At 58.2% G+C, this 18,217-nt stretch carries 17 protein-coding genes; 7 read left to right on the top strand and 10 right to left on the bottom strand.

The annotated features are described in order from the left end of the window. Positions 1 to 3: 3 nt before the first annotated feature. The 9 genes from ACO6TI_RS15040 to ACO6TI_RS15000 all read right to left on the bottom strand — a co-directional run bounded on the left by ACO6TI_RS15040 (position 4) and on the right by ACO6TI_RS15000 (position 10,039). Complete coding sequence (locus ACO6TI_RS15040; protein WP_104702896.1) at positions 4 to 516, bottom strand: TRAP transporter small permease; 513 nt, start codon at positions 514 to 516, stop codon at positions 4 to 6. Further along, entirely contained in the window at positions 516 to 1,550 is a 1,035-nt protein-coding gene (locus ACO6TI_RS15035; RefSeq protein WP_108873163.1) for a TRAP transporter substrate-binding protein, read from the bottom strand. The genes ACO6TI_RS15040 and ACO6TI_RS15035 overlap by 1 nt, the downstream gene beginning before the upstream one ends. A 404-nt stretch (positions 1,551 to 1,954) precedes the next feature. Further along, positions 1,955 to 3,187 carry a Tm-1-like ATP-binding domain-containing protein gene (locus ACO6TI_RS15030; RefSeq protein ID WP_422385210.1) on the bottom strand — a complete coding sequence of 411 codons (1,233 nt, stop codon included), beginning with the start codon at positions 3,185 to 3,187 and terminating at the stop codon, positions 1,955 to 1,957. Next, complete coding sequence (locus ACO6TI_RS15025) at positions 3,184 to 4,158, bottom strand: phosphotransferase enzyme family protein (RefSeq protein WP_422385209.1); 975 nt, start codon at positions 4,156 to 4,158, stop codon at positions 3,184 to 3,186. Before ACO6TI_RS15025 ends, ACO6TI_RS15030 begins: the two co-directional genes overlap by 4 nt. Continuing rightward, positions 4,151 to 5,455: an aspartate aminotransferase family protein gene (locus tag ACO6TI_RS15020; protein WP_422385208.1), complete on the bottom strand. Its 1,305-nt coding sequence runs from the start codon at positions 5,453 to 5,455 to the stop codon at positions 4,151 to 4,153. Before ACO6TI_RS15020 ends, ACO6TI_RS15025 begins: the two co-directional genes overlap by 8 nt. Positions 5,456 to 5,469: 14 nt before the next feature. Continuing rightward, a complete protein-coding gene (locus ACO6TI_RS15015) occupies positions 5,470 to 6,957 on the bottom strand; it encodes an aldehyde dehydrogenase (RefSeq protein ID WP_422385207.1) in 1,488 nt (495 codons plus the stop codon). Positions 6,958 to 6,963: 6 nt separating this feature from the next. Next, positions 6,964 to 8,487 (bottom strand): tripartite tricarboxylate transporter permease, encoded by a 1,524-nt coding sequence (locus ACO6TI_RS15010; RefSeq protein ID WP_422385206.1) that lies wholly within the window; start codon positions 8,485 to 8,487, stop codon positions 6,964 to 6,966. A 7-nt stretch (positions 8,488 to 8,494) separates the two neighbouring features. Next, positions 8,495 to 9,034 carry a tripartite tricarboxylate transporter TctB family protein gene (locus ACO6TI_RS15005; RefSeq protein ID WP_422385205.1) on the bottom strand — a complete coding sequence of 180 codons (540 nt, stop codon included), beginning with the start codon at positions 9,032 to 9,034 and terminating at the stop codon, positions 8,495 to 8,497. Positions 9,035 to 9,103: 69 nt separating this feature from the next. Further along, on the bottom strand, positions 9,104 to 10,039 hold the full coding sequence (locus tag ACO6TI_RS15000; RefSeq protein ID WP_208992532.1) for a tripartite tricarboxylate transporter substrate-binding protein: 936 nt from the start codon (positions 10,037 to 10,039) through the stop codon (positions 9,104 to 9,106). 285 nt (positions 10,040 to 10,324) lie between these two features. Here ACO6TI_RS15000 and ACO6TI_RS14995 point away from each other — a divergent pair, with 285 nt between their 5' ends. Genes ACO6TI_RS14995 through ACO6TI_RS14985 form a run of 3 tightly spaced genes read left to right on the top strand, consistent with a single transcriptional unit; the run spans position 10,325 to position 13,130 of the window. Further along, the gene (locus ACO6TI_RS14995; protein WP_055111957.1) at positions 10,325 to 11,110 is read left to right on the top strand and encodes an IclR family transcriptional regulator; all 786 of its coding nucleotides are present in this window, start codon (positions 10,325 to 10,327) and stop codon (positions 11,108 to 11,110) included. Next, positions 11,100 to 11,762 (top strand): HAD-IA family hydrolase, encoded by a 663-nt coding sequence (locus ACO6TI_RS14990; RefSeq protein ID WP_422385204.1) that lies wholly within the window; start codon positions 11,100 to 11,102, stop codon positions 11,760 to 11,762. Before ACO6TI_RS14995 ends, ACO6TI_RS14990 begins: the two co-directional genes overlap by 11 nt. A gap of 12 nt (positions 11,763 to 11,774) precedes the next feature. Next, on the top strand, positions 11,775 to 13,130 hold the full coding sequence (locus tag ACO6TI_RS14985; RefSeq protein ID WP_422385203.1) for an aminotransferase class III-fold pyridoxal phosphate-dependent enzyme: 1,356 nt from the start codon (positions 11,775 to 11,777) through the stop codon (positions 13,128 to 13,130). Positions 13,131 to 13,186: 56 nt separating this feature from the next. Here ACO6TI_RS14985 and hpaR read toward each other — a convergent pair whose 3' ends face one another. Further along, entirely contained in the window at positions 13,187 to 13,639 is a 453-nt protein-coding gene (gene hpaR / locus ACO6TI_RS14980; protein WP_104701063.1) for a homoprotocatechuate degradation operon regulator HpaR, read from the bottom strand. 103 nt (positions 13,640 to 13,742) lie between these two features. Between hpaR and ACO6TI_RS14975 the strand changes: the two genes are divergently transcribed. From ACO6TI_RS14975 to ACO6TI_RS14960, 4 genes are all read left to right on the top strand, one after another. Next, positions 13,743 to 14,129, top strand: a complete 387-nt coding sequence (locus ACO6TI_RS14975) for a 5-carboxymethyl-2-hydroxymuconate isomerase (RefSeq protein ID WP_422385202.1) — start codon at positions 13,743 to 13,745, stop codon at positions 14,127 to 14,129. 3 nt (positions 14,130 to 14,132) lie between these two features. Beyond that, positions 14,133 to 15,647 carry a 5-carboxymethyl-2-hydroxymuconate semialdehyde dehydrogenase gene (hpaE, locus tag ACO6TI_RS14970; RefSeq protein ID WP_108873052.1) on the top strand — a complete coding sequence of 505 codons (1,515 nt, stop codon included), beginning with the start codon at positions 14,133 to 14,135 and terminating at the stop codon, positions 15,645 to 15,647. 87 nt (positions 15,648 to 15,734) lie between these two features. Then, the gene (gene hpaD, locus ACO6TI_RS14965; protein WP_108873053.1) at positions 15,735 to 16,715 is read left to right on the top strand and encodes a 3,4-dihydroxyphenylacetate 2,3-dioxygenase; all 981 of its coding nucleotides are present in this window, start codon (positions 15,735 to 15,737) and stop codon (positions 16,713 to 16,715) included. Between the two features lie 51 nt (positions 16,716 to 16,766). Next, the gene (locus tag ACO6TI_RS14960; RefSeq protein ID WP_422385201.1) at positions 16,767 to 18,164 is read left to right on the top strand and encodes a pyridoxal phosphate-dependent decarboxylase family protein; all 1,398 of its coding nucleotides are present in this window, start codon (positions 16,767 to 16,769) and stop codon (positions 18,162 to 18,164) included. Positions 18,165 to 18,217: the final 53 nt, after the last annotated feature.

The raw sequence follows: 18,217 nt of genomic DNA, 5'->3' as shown, positions 1-18,217 counted from the left end.
AGGTTATCCTTTCGACAGAATGCTTGCGTCGTGCAGCAGCGTAAGCAACGCTGCAACTGCCAGCAGCGCCAACGAAATCAGAATCGGGATGAACGCGATCCAATGCGGTATCTGAAGGATCGTCGTCGTGTAGTCGTATTCTTTCTGATCGAGCATGCCGAAATACATGCGCCAGATCAGAAGAATCGCGAAGCCGAGAGCGACCAGAGACCCAAGCAGCGTGAAAAACGCGATCATCCTCCTGGAGGCGCCTGAGGTAAAAATATCGGCAGACACATTCGCACCTACCAGCTGGCAATAGGGCAGGAACGAAAAGACAGCGACCGCCACACCCATTTCGGTCAGCTCGAAATCTCCAGGAAAGGGCTCACCGAAGAAGTTCGACCCGATGATGGAGACCATGTTCACGGTGACGACAAGAAGCAGCAGCAAGCCGCCCAACAGTGCCCAGCCCGTTATCAGCCGGCCGGCAGTTCCGGCGAAACCGGAACTGCCTGCTTGCATTTCAGTGGTCATCAATTGGACGCGTTCCTGGCAACTGCGGCCCTGGCTTTTTCAACCAGTGCGTTGCCATCAATTCCTTTTTCCGAAACTTCGTCCACCCAGCGACCGACGACAGGTGCCAGCGCCTCGTTGAAAGCTGCTGTTTCTTCAGGTGTCAACGTGATGTGCGTATTACCGGCCTTGGTGGCCAGACCAATACCGAAATCATCGGCACCGGCCCAGATATTGCCGACTTCCTCTGACCAGGTTGCATCGGAAGCGTCCCGGAATGCCTTTTTCACATCGTCCGGCAATGCGTCCCAGCGTGCCTTGTTCATGGAAACCTGGAACACCGTCGTTCCGAAGCGCTCCTTGTCGGCACCTTCGATCTGATATTCGGTCTGTTCCTGGATCTTGAGCGGCGGAATGATCTCCCAGGGGATCATGGCGCCGTCAATGACGCCCTTTTGCAGCGCTGTCGGCAATTCGGGAACCGGCATTGCAACAGGCGAAGCGCCGAGCGCTTCGATCACCCAGGCTCCGGTGCGTGTCGGGATGCGAATTTTCTTGCCTTCAAGATCGGCAGGAGAGCGGACTTCCGTGTCTGTCATGTGAATGCCCTGCCCTGCATGTACATGCAGGAACATGACTTCCACACCCTTGTAGTCGTCTTTCAGATCGCTTTCGAACAGTTCCTTGAGCGCGAGGTTCGTTGCCGCGGTATCATTTTTATGGACACCGGGAAGCTCGAAAACCTCGGAGCGCGGAAACAGGCCAGGCGTGTAACCGTTCACGGTCCATACAAGATCGACAACACCGTCGCGGACCTGGTTGATCAGCTCCGGCGGGCGTCCGCCAAGCGTCATCGCCGGATAGATTTCAATCGAGACCTTGCCGCCGGAATTCTCTTCAACGCGCTTTGCCCAAGGCACCAGCATCTGCGCATGCGCCGGAGCCTTTTCTCCAATGAAGTGATGCAGCTTGAATTCATGGTCCGCCGCCACCACCGGTGTTGCACCAAATGCAAACAGGGCGGCCCCCAGAACCGCATTCTTGAAATTGCTCATGTTTCCTCCTCCAGTCGGCTTCCGTGTCCGGTTGTCTTGATTGCGTCTTCCAAAACGGACTTTTTCGACCTTTGCCAACACCTTATCGGTTCAATCGGCAATCGTCGCGCCTTTCCGCCTATTTGAATCCGTTCGACCGGGCACGGCAGCCTCCGGAAAATCAAAGGCCGCTCTCCGGTCACCAGATCATATTCATTAATTAGTTTGGGAATGTAAATTGAGATATCCGGCCATATACTTTCCGTTTTCGGAAACAATAACCGCCCTACGGTCGCCTGAACAAGGTACCGGCGCATGCCGTTTCTGGCGCTTCGGCGTTCGCAAAGCTGGACTTGACGGATCTCGCAGGTGAAGCGAACAACACGCGAATCGCACAGCGGTCTCTTCTCTACTTCGGCATTTCCCTACTTCGGCATTACAACGCCACGATCCACCCAATCGTCGAAGATCGTCAATACGGCTTCATCGAATTCAGGATCGTTTATGTGGGCATCGATCTCGGTCATCGGAATTCGTCCTGGCAGCACGATACGAGCCTCTTCCACAAAGGCGGACAGCCCTTCCGGATCATGTGCTTCCTTTCCGGGCCGATCCCATTCTTCTATTCCACCGGTCGGAAGCAGGAAGTGCACTTCACCCTCAGCACCTTCGAGCCGGTCGCCAAGTTCGTGAACCCAGCGGCGGCGCTCGTCTGAATTGAAAACCGAACTTTTGATAAGCCTGTTATGTTCATGGAAGGGCCGGTCGGCATATTGTTCCGGGATCTCTTGCCAGCCCGCAAAGTCGACGAGATCGAGCGCTCCGGGCGCAACAATCTGCGGAATTCCGCTCTTGCCTGCGCTGGTCAGCCGGTCACTGCCGCTACTGACCAGGGACCCGGCCAACAGGTTGCCGAATTCCTGCAGGCAGAAATCCATGACGCAACAGAAAGCGCCGCTTTTTGCCAGGCTTTCAAATGCCATGCCACCCATCCCTGTCGAGTGAAATACCGCGACCTCAAATCCGCGTTCTTCCAACTCCGGTTTCAGGGATTTCATGTATTTCAGACAGCTTGATCCGAGTGACGTCATGCCGATCAGTGGCTTTGCGTTGTCTGGCGGCTGTGCCGCCCTTGCGGCTCCAAGAACGGCTCCGGCAGCCTGGGCAAGCGAGGATTTGCAGATCGAGTTCAGACCGTAAAGGCCGCCCGCCCACAAGATCATCTGTATGTCCGGAGCGAGCCGCTCCGGCGGGATGAGTGGAGAAAAGCTCACTGTAGATACGATATATTTGGGAACACCAAGCGGCAGGGCCTGTGCACAGTCGAGGGCCAGGTCAGTTCCCATGGTGCCTCCAAGCGCGATCATGCCGTCGGCACGTCCCTGGCGCCAGGTCTCTGCCGCAAGTTTGGCCGCGCCGTCGGACATGACCCTGAAGGCCTGGTTTTCGTCGCCGAGCGCAATCACCTCGTCAATGGTCATACCCCCGGCGCGGGCAACTTCGTGTTTTGAAATCGCAGTTGGTTGCGCAGGGTCACCAAGAACGCTCACATCCATCGTCAGCACCTTGCCACCCTGCTCCTCAATGCAGGCCTGAATGAATTCCAGTTCCGCATTCTTGGTGTCATAGGTGCCGATGGAGAGGATTGTCTTGGTCATGGCGATACCTCAAGATTCGGGAGGGGTGAGACCCGGGAAGTGGACAGAAAAGCTTCGGCAAGCGTCGTTGCCTCTGAAATCATGCGCTTGTTGCGGACCAGGCCACCATCTTCTTCCAGTCTGGGTATGATCCAGCCGACATAGGTCACGGCTCGCAAAGCCAAAAACAGATCAAGCGCCGAGGTGTCTATCGGACGTTCCTCGCGATACGCCCGCAGCATCGCTTCTCGAAGTTCGGGATAGTCCGGCTCGTGCCTGTTCTTGATCAGCGCTGTTGCGATATCGAACAAACGAAAACCAAATCCGCCATCATCAAAATCAATCAGATGAAGAGTTTCGCCTTCAACCATGACGTTTTCGCGGACAAGATCAGCGTGGATCAGGCCGGTGTCCAAGCCTGTTTCAAGTTCTTTCAAAGCCAGGTCGGCTCGGGTCCGAAATTGCAGCAGCAATTCCCTTTCCGCATTGTCCAGGTCCGGGTTTTCCCAGAATCTTCCCCAGAGCGGATCGGGACCAACCAGTGCTTTCCGGCCCCAGGTGGCGCGTGTGAATCCTGCTGGCAGGCTCCAGCGATCTGAAACGGCATGGACCCTGGCCATCAATTGCCCCAGTTTGCGAAAGATGCCTTTTCGGTTCGGGTGCTCGAGGGGTTTTCCGGTCCTGCCAAGCGGACTGCCGGACATCCACGACAGCATGCTCACCTGCTGCCCGTTCGTTTCCCGCAGATATTCGCCGTTGTCGGACGTAACGGGAGACGGAACACTGATCCCGACCCGGCTGAGTTCCGCCATCCATGCGAGCTCTGATTGGAGTTCTTTGCTCGATCTCAGTCCCCTGCGATGCAATCGCAAAGCGGTCGTGCGCGCGCCATCATACACCTTGAAGACTTGATTTTCACGGGCGGCAACCAGTGACACCTGTGCGTTTTCCATCCCCCAGGGCGCCAGCAGATCTGCAAGGTCTTCATGCATGGCGGAGTGGCGTCGATGTCAGAACATCGTCCAGAGTTTCAAACAAGAGATCGACATGTTCGGCCGCAAACGGCATAGGCGGCCTGATCTTGAGCGTGTTCTTGTGACGGCCGAGCTTGCTCAGGATGATGCCACGCTGTCGCATCTCATTCACGATGCGGTCTGCATAGACGCCAGCCGGTTCCTTCGTGCCACGATCAACCACGAATTCAGCGCCGAAAACCATGCCGCTCTGGCGCACGGTACCAATTACCGGGTGCTTTTCCGCCAGGTTTGAAAGCCGTTCGGCCGCCAGCGCTCCCATGCGGGCGGCATTCGACCGCAAGTCCTTTTCTTCAAGTTCCTCCAGCACCGCCATGGCAGCAGCGCATGAAACGGGATTTCCGCCGAACGTGTTGAAATAGCGGAAAGCATGGCGAAAGCGGGCCATGATTTCGGATGTGGTAACCAGGCCCGCGACCGGATGACCATTGCCCATGGGCTTGCCCATGGTCACGATATCAGGGACGACGCCCTGCTTCTGATGCGCCCAGAAGTGACTGCCGCATCGGCCGAAACCCGACTGCACCTCATCGCAGATCAGCAGGCCGCCCGCCTTGCGGACCGCATCGGCGGCTTGCCTGAGCCACCCTTCAGCCTGCGTGGGGAAACCTTCATTGAGGAAGAGCGGGCACACGATCAGCGCTGCAAAGCCGGTCCCGTGGTCTTCAAGTTCGTCGATGGATGCCTGAACATGCGCTGCAAAGCGCTCACCGTCCGGATCGTCGATCCGGTAACTGTCCGGCGCTTCCACGTGACGGATATAGTCTGCGAGACCGAAACCAACTTCCGGCACGTTGCTTTTGGAAAGGTGGCTGACCAGTGTCGTATTGCCGTGATAAGTCGCGTCTGTTGCGATAATCCCGCGCTTGCCGGTCATCGCCTCGGCCATCCTGAGCGCGATGTCGTTCGCCTCGGAACCTGCACAGGTCAGGATCGCCGTTGACAACGCGTCATCAAAAGTACCCGTAAGCCTCTCAACGTAATCAAGAATACCTTCGTGCAGGTATCTGGTATGCGTGTTCAGCCGAGAAGCCTGACGAGAGACAGCCTCGACGACGCGGGGATTGCAATGTCCGACATGCGGCACATTGTTATAGCAGTCCAGATATCTGCGCCCATCCGCATCCCAGAGCCAGACGTCTTCACCCCTCACGAAATGAATCGGCTCATCATAGAAGGTTGACACATTGGGCCCCAGCAGGCGCCTGCGGCGTTCAAGCAGTTCTGCCGTCTTTGGTGGCATTGGAGCGGTCATGACATGAGATTCCGTCACAGCTGGATCCAGGCGGTCTTGAGGTCATGATACTTGTCCATGGCATGAAGGGACTTGTCATGGCCGTTGCCGGATTGCTTTACTCCGCCCAGCGGCACGGTCAGGTCGGCACCACCATAGGTGTTGACGTGGATGACACCGGAGCGAATAGCGGCGATCATGCGGTGCGCACGGCCGAGATTTTCCGTCCAGACACCGGACGCCAGACCGAATTCCGTGCTGTTGGCAATCCGGATCGCATCATCTTCGTCCTTGAAGGGCGTCACCGCCAGAACCGGGCCGAAAACTTCCCTTTGAGCAATCGTATCGGTCGGCTTCACATTGGTCATGACGGTCGGCTGCATGTAATAGCCGCCCGTTTCTTCCAGGATCCGTTGCCCCCCCGTACGCAGGTCAGCACCTTCAGCCTCAGCCGTCTCGACAAAGCCAAGATCCGCTTCCAATTGCGTCAGGCTGTGCACTGCGCCGATCTGTGATTTCAGATCCAGTGGATCGCCGACCCGGAATGCCCGGGCATGGGCACAAAGGGCGCTCACGAAGTCGTCGTGAATGTCCTCCTGGACGAGTAATCGTGACCCGGCGACACAGACCTGGCCGGAGTTTCTGAATATGCCTGCGGCGGACACCCTGGCTGCTTCTTCCAGGTCCGGTGCGTCATTGAAGACGATGTTCGGTGATTTGCCACCCAGTTCCAGATAGCAACGCTTGAGGTTGGACGCCGCAGAGTAGTTCAGGAGCCTGCGGCCTGTCGCGCCTGAGCCGGTAAACACGAGCACATCGACATCCATAGACAGCGCAAGCGCTTCGCCGACGACGGCGCCGGGGCCGGTGACGACATTGAACACACCGTCTGGAACCCCTGCTTCGGCAGCCAGCGCGGCAATCCTGAGAAGGGACAGCGATGCAGATTCAGCAGGCTTCAGAACCAGTGAATTTCCCGCTGCAAGTGCCGGGGCGATTTTCCAGGAACCGATCATCAACGGAAAGTTCCAGGGTACAATGGCTCCGACAACACCGACCGGCGCATGATGCACAAGCGCGAGAATGTTCTGTGCCGTGGGTGCAATTTCGCCATACACCTTGTCGATTACTTCAGCGTAGTACCGAAAGGTCCCGGCGGCAGACAGGGCTTCGGCCTTGTAGGCCATGTTGATTTCCGTGCCGTTGTCCCGGACACCGAGCACGGTCAGCTCCAGGGCGTCACGCTCGATCAGGTCGGCAAGCCTGTGCAGGACTTTCTTGCGATGCGCCGGCGCCGTCTTCGACCAGCGGCCATCCTCGAATGCTGCTCGCGCGGAACGGACTGCCCGGTTCATGTCAGCGGCACTGCCGGATGCCAGACCGCAAAGGCGGGCCCCGTCAATCGGGGAAACAACATCAAGCACTTCACCAGTTTCCGCGGGCGACTGCCGGCCATCGATGTGATGACCCTGATCGGGAACCGGGATTGCGCGAAGAGCATCTATTGCGCCCTGTTCCAACATTGGTTTTTACCCTTGTTGTGTTGAGGTATCTGAATTGCTTGACGTTTCCTGCAAGCGTTTGGACTTGTGCTCCCGAATGACCGTCCGCACGTGCAGGATCAAAATGAGCAGGATCATGACGAACAGGACAGCCGCAATCGGCCGGTCGACAAAATCGAGTGGCGATTTCACCCGCGCCATGGCGCTGCGCAGCTTCACTTCCATGATACCGCCCAGAACCATCCCGAGAATTATGGGAACGATCGGCAGGTTGAGCCGTTTCAGGATAAGGCCGAAGACACCGAACGCGGACGCGATGGCGCAGTCGGTGATCGAGTTGCGCAGCGAATAGACGCCGACAAACGACAAGGTCAGGATCATCACTCCCAGGAACCGTGTGGGGATCTGGATGATTTTCAAAAGCAGGTTCGTGGACGAGAGCAGGAAAGCCAGCACGATGACATTGAGCAGGATCAGCGCGATGTAGATCGCGATCACGAAGTCCAGCTGCCCCTGAAACAACTGCGGACCGGGAATGACATTGTGAACATAGAAGACCGACAACATCATGGCCGTCAGTGCTTCACCCGGTATGCCGAGCGCCAGGAGCGGTATCATCGCGGCGCCCGGAACAGCATTGTTCGCCGCCTCCGACGCGATCAGACCTTCGGGAGCGCCATTGCCGAATTCATCGGGTGTCTTCGAGGTTTTCTGTGCGTAGGTATAGGACAGGAACTGGGCCGTGAATTCGCCGACACCCGGGATCATTCCCATCAGGACTCCGAGGCTGGAAGACACCGAAGCGACGCGCTTGAAGCGGAACAATTCGCTCAACCCGGAAAAGAGATTGCCTTCCACCCGGGCCTCACCGGCCTTGTGATCCTTGTCGACCAGAAGCAGAAGCGCTTGCGAAATTGCAAACAGCCCGAGCACGACGACGATCAGGTTTATGCCCGACGTCAGCCAGGTCATGTCGAATGTGAAACGCTTGGTGTATTTGACCGGCTCCAGCCCGATCGTGCTCAGAAATATGCCGAATGAGGCCAGCATACCAGCGGCAAAGACCTGACCGCGATGGGCGAGCACGACGAGGATGATGCCGAGCAACGCTGCAAGGAAAATCTCCCGGCTGCCAAAATGCGGGGCGATCATGGCAAGCAGAGGCGAGAGCAGGATCAGGCAGACAACGGAGAAGATGCCGCCAAAAAAGGATGCGGAATAGGCGAGCGAGAGCGCGCGATGGCCCTCGCCGCGCTTGGTCATCGGGTAACCGTCATAGGTTGTCAGTGCATTGACGGCCGTTCCGGGCGTATTGATCAGGATCGCCGGAATCGCACCGCCATACATGGACGAGCCGTAGACGCCGAGCATCAGGGTCAGACCGACGATCGGTTCAAATGCGAAGGTTGCCGGCAGGAGAATGGCAATGGCGACCGCCGCGCCCACTCCCGGCAATGCGCCAATAATCACACCGCCGATCGACCCGAGCAGAAGAGCGACCAGAACCTGCCACTGGGACAGAATGGCAATGCTTGAAAGAAGTGTTTCCATTACCGCCTCACAAATAGGTCAAGGCAAAAGCCCGGAGTGGTTCAGGAAATGCTTCATAGATCTGTCCTGCGGGAATTTTCACTTGCAGGATCGACCTGAAGATCACCGCGACACAGACCGCGAACAAAGCAGCAAATCCAATGAAACGAGGGGTGGCCAGACCGACGCGAACCGTCAGAAGACAAGTGAACAACACTGTTGTCGGCAGATAGCCAAGCAGGGGTACGACCGCGACGTAGAGCAGAAAATAGAGAACGAACTCCAGCGACCGAAGCCAGAAAACGACCTCGAGCCACCTGCCAAGAATACGCGGCGAGCACAGGGAACCGACGAAGTGGAAAATCGCGAACAGCGTCATCGCGATCAGCGAGGCGGCCGGCCAGAACCGGGGCTGTGCGAACCACTTCGTTCGCTTGACCCATGATGTTTCCCCATAGATCTGCGTAAGCAGGAAAACGGAGATAGCCAGGAAAAGGATCGCAAAAACAATATCGCCGGGACGCCTGTGCCGCCGGAACAGTTCCTGAAGTGTCTTGATATGTGCCATCAGCCCGACCTTTTGCACTGCACAGGCCGGACGGTTGCGTCACGCAGACCGTCCGGCCGAACGAGAGGCTTATTCGCCGAGCAGTTCGGAGATCTTGCCGTTGACCGCCTTGTCGGAAGCGATCTGGGCGTTGGATGCGTCCGCATCCTGCCAGTAGATCAACACTCCTGTTTCGCCGATCAGATTCCGGGCCTCGGGCTTTTCAAGGGCGGCCTTGGCGGCAGCTTCGATCTTTTCGCGCGCATCCGCAGGAACATCCTTGTGCACGAAGAGACCATTCCAGAGCGCAACATCGAGATCCGGGTTGATTTCAGACACCCTAGGCACGTCCGGAATGATGGAAATCCGCTCGGTACCGATGCTTGCGAGGATCTTCAGATCGTCCTTGCACGGAAAAATCTGCTGCAGGGTGGTGTTGATCACGTCCACGTCGCCAGATGCAAGCGTGTTGCAGTTGAGTTCGTCAAACGCTGCTTCGCTGGCGAAATCGAAATCGGACGAAGCTGCCAGCGCGAACGTAATCCGGGTTGGCGGCAGCACGGAGCCGAAATGGCCAAGTGCCACGTCATTTTCCTTCGCATATGCCACCAACTCCTCCCAGGTGGAGTATGGCGCATCGGCGCCGGCAGCGATCACAAAGGGGTAAGTCATGAAAATGCCAACCGGCTCAAACGGGTTGGGTGTCAATTCGGGAATTCCGATGAGTTCACCGGCTATCGGTACGGCGGGAACGAAGGACCCGATTGTGTAACCGTCCGCCGGCGCGGTCGCGACCTCCACGGCACCAGGGAACGGACCACCGCCACCGCCCGGCTTGTTCACGACCGCAGCCGGAACGCCATACATGTTTTGAAATTCATCCGCGATCATCCGCGTCAGAACATCTTCCAAATCGCCCGGAGGCCAGGGAACGATGAAGGAAACGGGCTTTTCCGGATAGTCCGCCAAAGCAGCCGTTACACTCATCAAGCTTGCCGCAGTTATGGCAATTGCATGCTTCCTCATAATCACGTCCCTCATCTGGTGGTTATCTGCCTGCCTTGTTCGGCCGGTCTGAGTAATTTTTTATTTGCGTTGTTAAAGGTTGTCATATTAAATAACTAACTGTCAACCTCCAATCAAACGGCGGATTGCACAATGTCATTCTCGAAGATGGTTCAAATAATGAACCCTCGGTCGCAAATAAATATTGTTTCAAATGCAACTATCTGTCAAGATCAATGTGAAGCGACGCTCGCGGCCACGTTGCCGGGAGACACAAAACGGCAATTGACACGGACCGGATATTCGATGGGTACGATCACTAAGGCGCTCAATCTGCTGAACCACTTTTCTCCGAACCATCCGGAAATCGGTCTGACGGAATTCCGTAAACTGTCCGGTCAGGACAAGGCGACGGTTCACCGGCACCTGATCGAACTCACTTCAAACGGCTTCCTTGAGCAAAATCCCGTAACCCGCGGTTATCGGCTCGGGCCCGCGATCCTTCGGCTCGCTGCCGTCCGCGAACGCCTGTTTCCGGCAAGAACGATCGTTGCCCCTCTGGTGGAAGCCCTGGCATCCGAACTTGGCGAACTGGTGCATGTCTCGCTTCGTGAAGGCAATCACATGTCACCGTTATTTCATCATGACGCCCTGATCCACGGTACGCGGGTCTATTTCGATGAGGCGGAACTGCTTCCCCTGCATGCAACGGCATCGGGTCTGGCAATGCTGGCCTTCGGTCCGGAAAACCTGCTGCCCGACCTGCTCAAAACGCCCCTGCCAGCTGCCACCGAACACACCATAACCGATCACAATCTCCTGAGATCGACGGTCGAAAAGGTGCGCGAGGCGGGGATCGCCTTCGTCGACCAGGGATTCGAAGCACACGTTTCCTCATTTGCGGCCCCCCTGTTCGGCGACCAGCCGGAAGCTATCGGAACAATCGCGGTGGCCCTTCCAACCGTCCGGGTGACCGATGACATGAGGCGCAGAATAAAGGCCGCCCTTCCCCGAACCGCCAATGAAGTCACCGAAAAGCTCGGCGGCACGGTCCCGGTTGATCTCAGAAGGATCTGGACCAATGCCGCTTGAAGCCGACGCTCTTGTCCTGGACTTCGGCGGGGTCGTCACCCGCACCCTCTTCGAGACCCATGATCTCACCGAACGCGCACTTGGCCTGGAACCGGGAACCTTGACGTGGCAGGGGCCGTTCGAGCCCGGTTCGGATCCCCTTTGGCGATCCATGCAGGCAGACGAAATTTCCGAACGTGACTACTGGCGCCGGAGAACCGAGGATGTCGCTGCCCTGACCGGCAGGCCGTGGTCGGAGATGGCCGATTTCGTGAAAGCGGCGCGTGGCGCGGATCCGGAGGCCGTCATGCGCCCGGAGGCGCTTCAGGCTATCGAGACCACACACAAGGCCGGCAAGAAACTCGCAATCCTCTCCAATGAACTCGATCTCTTTTACGGGTCGGACTTCAAAATGAAACTGCCGTTCCTGCAAGGCTTCGACACCATTGTCGACGCCACCTACACAAAAATCCTGAAACCCGACCCAAGGGCCTACGAACTCTGCCTGAGCGAACTCGACCTGCCTGCGGAGGCCTGTGTTTTCGTCGATGACCAGCTCCGCAACATCAGGGGCGCGGAAGCGGTCGGCATGCACTCTGTCCACTTCGACGTTCTCGACCCGGCAGCTTCCTATTCGGAAGCCCTTGGCCTGCTCGGCCTGTCATCCAGTTAAAGGAGATCCGAAATGAAGGAAGCAAACTTCCTTAAGGAAAACAATGCCCGGCACGTGTGGCATCCCATGGCGCATACAGCTGACAGCCTGGCAAATCCACCCGACATTATCGTCGGTGGTGACGGGGTCGAGATCACCGACGTCGACGGCAACAGGGTTGTCGACGCCGTTGGCGGTCTCTGGAACGTCAATCTCGGATATTCCTGCGAACCGGTGAAGCGGGCCATTTCGGATCAGCTCGACAAGCTGCCCTACTACTCGATCTTTCGCGGCACGACCAACGATGCGGTGATAGAGTTGAGCACGATGCTCCGGGATTTCTTTGAACCGGACGGTCTGAGCCGCGCCTTCTTCACCTCGGGCGGTTCCGACAGTGTCGAGGTTGCCCTCCGCCTTGCCCGTCAGTATCACAAGATTCGTGGCGAATCTGGCCGGATCAAGTTTCTCAGCCTGAAGAAGGGCTACCACGGAACCCATACCTTGGGCGCGTCGGTAAACGGCAATGCCAATTTCAGAACAGCCTATGAACCGCTCATGCCGGGCTGTTACCATATTCCCGCGCCTTACACCTACCGCAATCCATTCAACGAAACGGATCCGCAGAAACTGGCTCAGCTCTGCCTGTCGGCCCTGGAAGACGAAATCAGGTTCCAGGATCCGAGCACCATTGCCGCTTTCATCATGGAGCCCGTACTGGGCGCCGGGGGTGTCATTCCGCCACATGAAAGCTTCATGCCGGGTGTCCGGGAGATCTGCTCCAAACACGGCATTCTGCTTGTTTCCGACGAAGTCATAACCGCCTTCGGCCGCACGGGCAGCTGGACAGGTGCCCGGCACTGGGGCGTTCAACCTGATCTTTTGTGTTGTGCCAAGGCGATCACCAACGGCTATTTTCCGTTCGGGGCCGTCATGGTCGCAGAAGGCGTTGCAGAAGTGTTCGAGAAGGATGAAACCGGCAAGGGATCGATCGGTTCCGGCTATACCTATTCGGGCCACCCGGTCGGCGCAGCGGCAGCTATCGCCTGTCTTCACGAAACCGAACGGCTGAACGTGAAGGACAATGCCGCGGCAAGGGGCAAGCAACTGCACGAAGGCCTTCGCAAGCTTTTCATGAAACATGAACTGATCGGAGACGTTCGCGGCGGCCACGGCCTGATGTGCGCACTGGAACTTGTTGCCGACCGCGCAACAAAAGCGCCGATCGACAAGGCAACCATCGGCAAGGTGCACCGGACGGCCTACGACAACGGCACGATGGTACGGGTCTCCGGCAACAACATCATCCTGTCGCCACCACTGGTGCTGACCGAGGGACATGTGGATACCATCCTGAACGCCCTTGATGCAGGCCTGGTGGCGGCAGGCTGACCAGCGCAAAATGTGACGCTCGATAAGTGGTCAACGTTTTTCGAGTCGGCAGGTTTTCAGAGCTTCTGGAAATCCTCCAGGATATCCAGAAGCTCTGCCAGCCGCTTCTTGCCGATGACCTCTTCGATGCGGGTGGCGATGGCCTGTGCCTGGTCCAGCTTGTCGTGGATGATTGCCTGACCGGCCCCGGTGATGGCGACCGTCTGCTTGCGCCGGTCCGTCTCGTCCGCCTGGCGGGTCACAAGGCCCTTTTCCAGGAGCGTCTGCACGATCCGGGTCTGGCTCGGCAAAAGCAGGCAGGCCCGCTCGGCCAGTGATGACGCGTCCTGCGGCCCGAACTCCTCAAGAACCCTGAGGATCCGCCACTGCTGCTCGGTGATGCCGCAATCCGACAGCATCTCGCGGATCGGCCCCATGACCTTCTCCCGCGCCCGGATCAGCGCAATCGGAACGGAGCGTTTCGTCGAAGGCAGCGCAGGGGCGCCAGTGGTATTCAGGTCGTCGGTCATTGTCGGCTCATAGCGAATTGTGGTGCGGTTGGACACAAAAAGTTTGACATCGTCATCTCAATATATTTAACATAGCAAATATTGTGCTGTTAAGGAAAATGTCATGCCGCACATTACCCTCGAATATTCCGCGAACCTCGAACAGCGCATCACTGTTCAGGATCTGTGTGAGCACCTGCGCGTGGAAGCCGCCCGGATCGACGCCTTCCCGATGCCGGGTATCCGCGTGCGTGCCCTGAAGGCGGAGCACTACAGCATTGCCGACGGCAATCCGGAACACGCCTTCATCGATATTTCCGTGCGCCTGCGTGCCGGACGACCGATGGACGTCAAGAAGGACGCCGCCAGCCGCCTGTTCAACGCCGCCAAGGCGTTCCTGAAACCGGTCTTGGCCAACAGTTCGCTCGCGCTTTCCCTGGAAATGCGCGACATCGATCCGGACCTTTCGCCCAAGACGGGCACCATACGCGACCATTTGGGGACTGCTTGAACCATGTCTGACCTTCAGGACAACATTCAAAAGCTTGACGGCTACCTTGCCCGGTTCAAAAACACCGGCGTCTTGAACCAGATCGGTGGCGAGGCGCTGCCGGCCCAGTCCGGCGAGGCGTTCGAAACCCGCTCTCCGGTGGACGAGAGCCTGATTTGCAGTGTCGCCAAAGGCGGTGCCGCCGATATCGATGCAGCTGCCAGGGCCGCGAAGGCGGCCTTTCCCGCCTGGCGGGACATGGCCGGGGCCGAGCGCAAGAAGATCCTGCACAGGATTGCCGACGCCATCGTGGAGCGCGCGGAGGAAATCGCACTGTGCGAATGCTGGGACACCGGCCAGGCCCTGCGCTTCATGTCGAAGGCGGCGCTGCGCGGTGCGGAGAATTTCCGCTTCTTTGCCGACAGGGCTCCTGCGGCCCGGGACGGCCAGTCCCTGCCCTCGCCGACCTTGATGAACGTGACCACCCGCATGCCCATCGGCCCGGTCGGCGTGATCACGCCGTGGAACACGCCGTTCATGCTGTCGACCTGGAAAATCGCTCCGGCGCTGGCGGCAGGCTGCACAGTGGTACACAAGCCGGCTGAGTTCTCGCCGCTGACCGCGCGTATCCTGATGGAGATCGCCGAAGAGGCCGGTCTGCCGAAGGGTGTCTGGAATCTCGTCAATGGCTTTGGCGAGGATGCCGGCAAGGCGCTGACCGAGCATCCCGACATCAAGGCGATTGCCTTTGTCGGCGAGAGCCGGACCGGCTCCATGATCATGAAACAGGGCGCCGATACGCTGAAGCGCGTGCATTTTGAGCTTGGCGGCAAGAACCCGGTCATCGTGTTCGACGATGCGGATCTCGACCGCGCGCTCGATGCGGCAATCTTCATGATCTATTCGCTCAACGGCGAACGCTGCACCTCCTCCTCGCGCCTTCTGGTTCAGGAGACAATTGCAGACGAATTCGAAACCAGGCTGATTGAACGGGTCAACGCCCTCAGGGTCGGCCATCCGCTCGATCCGCTGACCGAGGTCGGCCCGCTGATCCACAGAACCCATTTCGACAAGGTGACCGGCTATTTCGACATTGCCCGGCAGAACGGCGCGACCATTGCCGCAGGCGGTCAACGTGTCGGCGACACCGGTTACTTCGTCCGCCCGACCCTCTTCACCGGCGCAACCAACACCATGGCCATTGCCCAGGAGGAAATCTTCGGGCCGGTGCTGACCTGCATCCGCTTCAACACCGAGGACGACGCCCTCCGGATTGCCAACGATGTCCCCTATGGCCTCACCGGCTATGTCTGGACCAACGACCTGACCCGCGCACTGCGCTTCACGGATAGCCTGGAAGCGGGAATGATCTGGGTGAACTCGGAAAACGTCCGCCACCTGCCCACCCCCTTCGGCGGGGTCAAGGCCAGCGGTATAGGACGCGACGGCGGCGACTGGTCCTTTGAATTCTACATGGAACAGAAGAACATCGCCTTCGCGACAGGTAACCACAAAATTCCGAAACTCGGGGCGCTGTGAGCAAGTCTGACTACTGAAAGTTTCCGGACTTCAAGCGCAACAGATACCGCCGGCCTTCCGGCAACTCATGACCAACAGGACGAAGACATGCCGATTCCCGCACCCAATCTTTATCCGCCATTCAACATCGTCCGGCTCAGCCATGTGGAACTGGCAGTGACGGATCTTTCGAAAAGCCGGGCGTTTTATGTGGATACGCTCGGACTACAGGTTACTGACGAGAGCCCGGAAGCGATTTATCTGCGTGCAATGGAAGAACGCGGGCACCACTGTATCGTCCTGCGGAAATCAGATGAACCCTGCGCCCGTGATCTTGGGTTCAAGGTGTTTGACGAAGATGATCTCGACAAGGCAGTGCATTTTTTTGAAGGCAAGGGACTTCCGGTCGAATGGGTGGACCGGCCTTACCAGTCGCGCACCTTCCGCACGCGGGACCCACATGGCATTCCGCTTGAATTCTATTCCAGGATGGACCGCCTGCCGCCGATACACCAGCAATACGCACTTTATCGCGGTGTGAAGCCACTGCGGATCGATCACTTCAATTGCTTTTCGCCCAATGTCGATGCCTCGGTCGCCTTCTATAATGAACTCGGTTTCCGCGTGACAGAATATACCGCAGATGAGGAAACCGGACGGCTCTGGGCGGCCTGGACGCACCGCAAGGGCGGCGTCCACGATATTGCCTTCACCAACGGCAGTGGGCCTCGCCTGCACCACACGGCCTTCTGGGTGCCGACACCGCTCAACATCATTGACCTGCTCGACCTCATGTCCACGACGGGATGGGTTTCGAACATCGAACGCGGGCCGGGTCGGCATGGCATCTCAAATGCGTTTTTCCTTTATGTCCGCGATCCAGACGGCCACCGGATCGAGATCTACTGCTCCGACTATCAGACCGTGGATCCGGACCTTGAACCGATCAAATGGGACCTCAAGGATCCACAGCGCCAGACGCTCTGGGGAGCCCCTGCCCCCAAGAGCTGGTTCGAGGAAGGCTCGCTGTTCGAAGGCGTCGACATCCAGGCGTCCAGTCTCGCCGCCCAGCCGATTGTCGCGCCATGATTCTGGCGCATAATCGGCGTGACCGAATCGCCAAGCTTTAAGGATTAGCGCATGGACTGGGACGAGTTCGCCGAGTGGAGCAAACAGATCGCCGATTGGGCAGCGGACTATCACAAGACGCTTGCGGACCGTCCCGTTCGTGCGCAAACGGCTCCCGGCGAGATCGCGGAGCAACTGCCAGTCGCGCCACCGGAAGACGCCGAAGCCATGGAAACGGTTCTTGCGGATTTCGAAACCATCGTCATGCCGGGCATGACCCATTGGCAGCATCCGCGTTTCTTTGCCTATTTTCCGGCCAATGCCGCCCCACCCTCCATGCTGGCGGAAATGCTGGTCACGACGATCGCCGCGCAGTGCATGCTCTGGCAAACCTCGCCTGCAGCGACGGAGATGGAAGGCGTCATGGTCGACTGGCTGCGCCAGGCGCTAGACCTACCGGAGACATACACAGGGGTCATTCAAGACAGCGCGTCTTCTGCAACTCTTTCCGCCGTTCTGACCATGCGCGAACGCGCAACCGGCTTCACCGGCAACCGGCACGGATTGTCCGGCAAAGGCAATCTGCGCATCTACTGCTCGGACCAGGTGCACAGCTCCATTGACCGAGCCTGCTGGGTTGCGGGGATCGGCCAGGAAAACCTGGTCAAACTACCGGCCACCGGGCCTCGATTTGCGCTTGATGCCAATGCATTGGAGCAGGCCATTGCAAGAGATCTTGAAGACGGGCAGATCCCGGCGGGCATCATCGCGATTACCGGCGGCACCGGCGTGGGCGCTTCGGACCAACTCGAACCCGTCCTTGGCGTTGCCAGGAAACACGATCTCTATACGCACCTGGACGCAGCCTGGGCCGGGGCGGCGATGATCTGTCCCGAGCTGCGTGCCGATTTCTGGCACGGCGTGGAAGGCTTCGACAGTATTGTCTTCAATCCGCACAAATGGCTTGGGGCGCAATTCGACTGTTCCGTTCAGTTTCTGTCCGATCCGCTTCCCCAGCTCAACACGCTGAAGATCGAACCGGAATATCTCAAGACCACCGGAGAGGCGGTCACCAATTATTCGGAATGGACCATTCCGCTCGGCAGACGTTTCCGTGCATTGAAGATCTGGTTCCTGATCCGCTCATACGGGCTGGAAGGTCTCAGGGCCCGAATACGCAATCATATTGTCTGGTCCGGGGAAATTTGCGAGCAGATCCGCGCGTTCGAAGGTTTCGAAATCGTGACCGAACCGATCCTCAGCCTGTTTTCGTTTCGCTGCCCGGGCGACGACGCGACGCAGCAACGTCTCGTGGATGCGCTGAATGATGATGGACGTATCTACCTCACCCAGGGAGCCTTTCAGGGCCACAAGGTCATCCGTTTCCAGGTGGGTCAGTTCGACACGACCCGGGAAGACGTCATGATGGCTGCCGGCGTCATCAAGGACGTCTGGAGGCGCATCGCGTGACAACGCGAATTCAATTGACGGACACGCACCCTTGAACCGCGGTTTCCGGCGCC

The organism is Roseibium album (assembly GCF_965233825.1).
Lineage (GTDB): Bacteria > Pseudomonadota > Alphaproteobacteria > Rhizobiales > Stappiaceae > Roseibium > Roseibium album.
This window is presented reverse-complemented; position numbering and strand designations above follow the sequence as displayed.

Bases quoted from the DNA above. Each gene is read 5' to 3' on its own strand.
- hpaD (WP_108873053.1), top strand. From the start codon at position 15,735: ATGCCGATTCCCGCACCCAATCTTTATCCGCCATTCAACATCGTCCGG.
- ACO6TI_RS15035 (WP_108873163.1), bottom strand. From the start codon at position 1,550: ATGAGCAATTTCAAGAATGCGGTTCTGGGGGCCGCCCTGTTTGCATTT.
- ACO6TI_RS15025 (WP_422385209.1), bottom strand. From the start codon at position 4,158: ATGCATGAAGACCTTGCAGATCTGCTGGCGCCCTGGGGGATGGAAAAC.
- ACO6TI_RS15040 (WP_104702896.1), bottom strand. From the start codon at position 516: ATGACCACTGAAATGCAAGCAGGCAGTTCCGGTTTCGCCGGAACTGCC.
- ACO6TI_RS15000 (WP_208992532.1), bottom strand. From the start codon at position 10,039: ATGAGGAAGCATGCAATTGCCATAACTGCGGCAAGCTTGATGAGTGTA.
- ACO6TI_RS14975 (WP_422385202.1), top strand. From the start codon at position 13,743: ATGCCGCACATTACCCTCGAATATTCCGCGAACCTCGAACAGCGCATC.
- ACO6TI_RS15015 (WP_422385207.1), bottom strand. From the start codon at position 6,957: ATGTTGGAACAGGGCGCAATAGATGCTCTTCGCGCAATCCCGGTTCCC.
- ACO6TI_RS14990 (WP_422385204.1), top strand. From the start codon at position 11,100: ATGCCGCTTGAAGCCGACGCTCTTGTCCTGGACTTCGGCGGGGTCGTC.
- ACO6TI_RS15020 (WP_422385208.1), bottom strand. From the start codon at position 5,455: ATGACCGCTCCAATGCCACCAAAGACGGCAGAACTGCTTGAACGCCGC.
- ACO6TI_RS15010 (WP_422385206.1), bottom strand. From the start codon at position 8,487: ATGGAAACACTTCTTTCAAGCATTGCCATTCTGTCCCAGTGGCAGGTT.
- ACO6TI_RS14960 (WP_422385201.1), top strand. From the start codon at position 16,767: ATGGACTGGGACGAGTTCGCCGAGTGGAGCAAACAGATCGCCGATTGG.
- ACO6TI_RS15030 (WP_422385210.1), bottom strand. From the start codon at position 3,187: ATGACCAAGACAATCCTCTCCATCGGCACCTATGACACCAAGAATGCG.
- ACO6TI_RS14995 (WP_055111957.1), top strand. From the start codon at position 10,325: ATGGGTACGATCACTAAGGCGCTCAATCTGCTGAACCACTTTTCTCCG.
- ACO6TI_RS14985 (WP_422385203.1), top strand. From the start codon at position 11,775: ATGAAGGAAGCAAACTTCCTTAAGGAAAACAATGCCCGGCACGTGTGG.
- hpaR (WP_104701063.1), bottom strand. From the start codon at position 13,639: ATGACCGACGACCTGAATACCACTGGCGCCCCTGCGCTGCCTTCGACG.
- hpaE (WP_108873052.1), top strand. From the start codon at position 14,133: ATGTCTGACCTTCAGGACAACATTCAAAAGCTTGACGGCTACCTTGCC.
- ACO6TI_RS15005 (WP_422385205.1), bottom strand. From the start codon at position 9,034: ATGGCACATATCAAGACACTTCAGGAACTGTTCCGGCGGCACAGGCGT.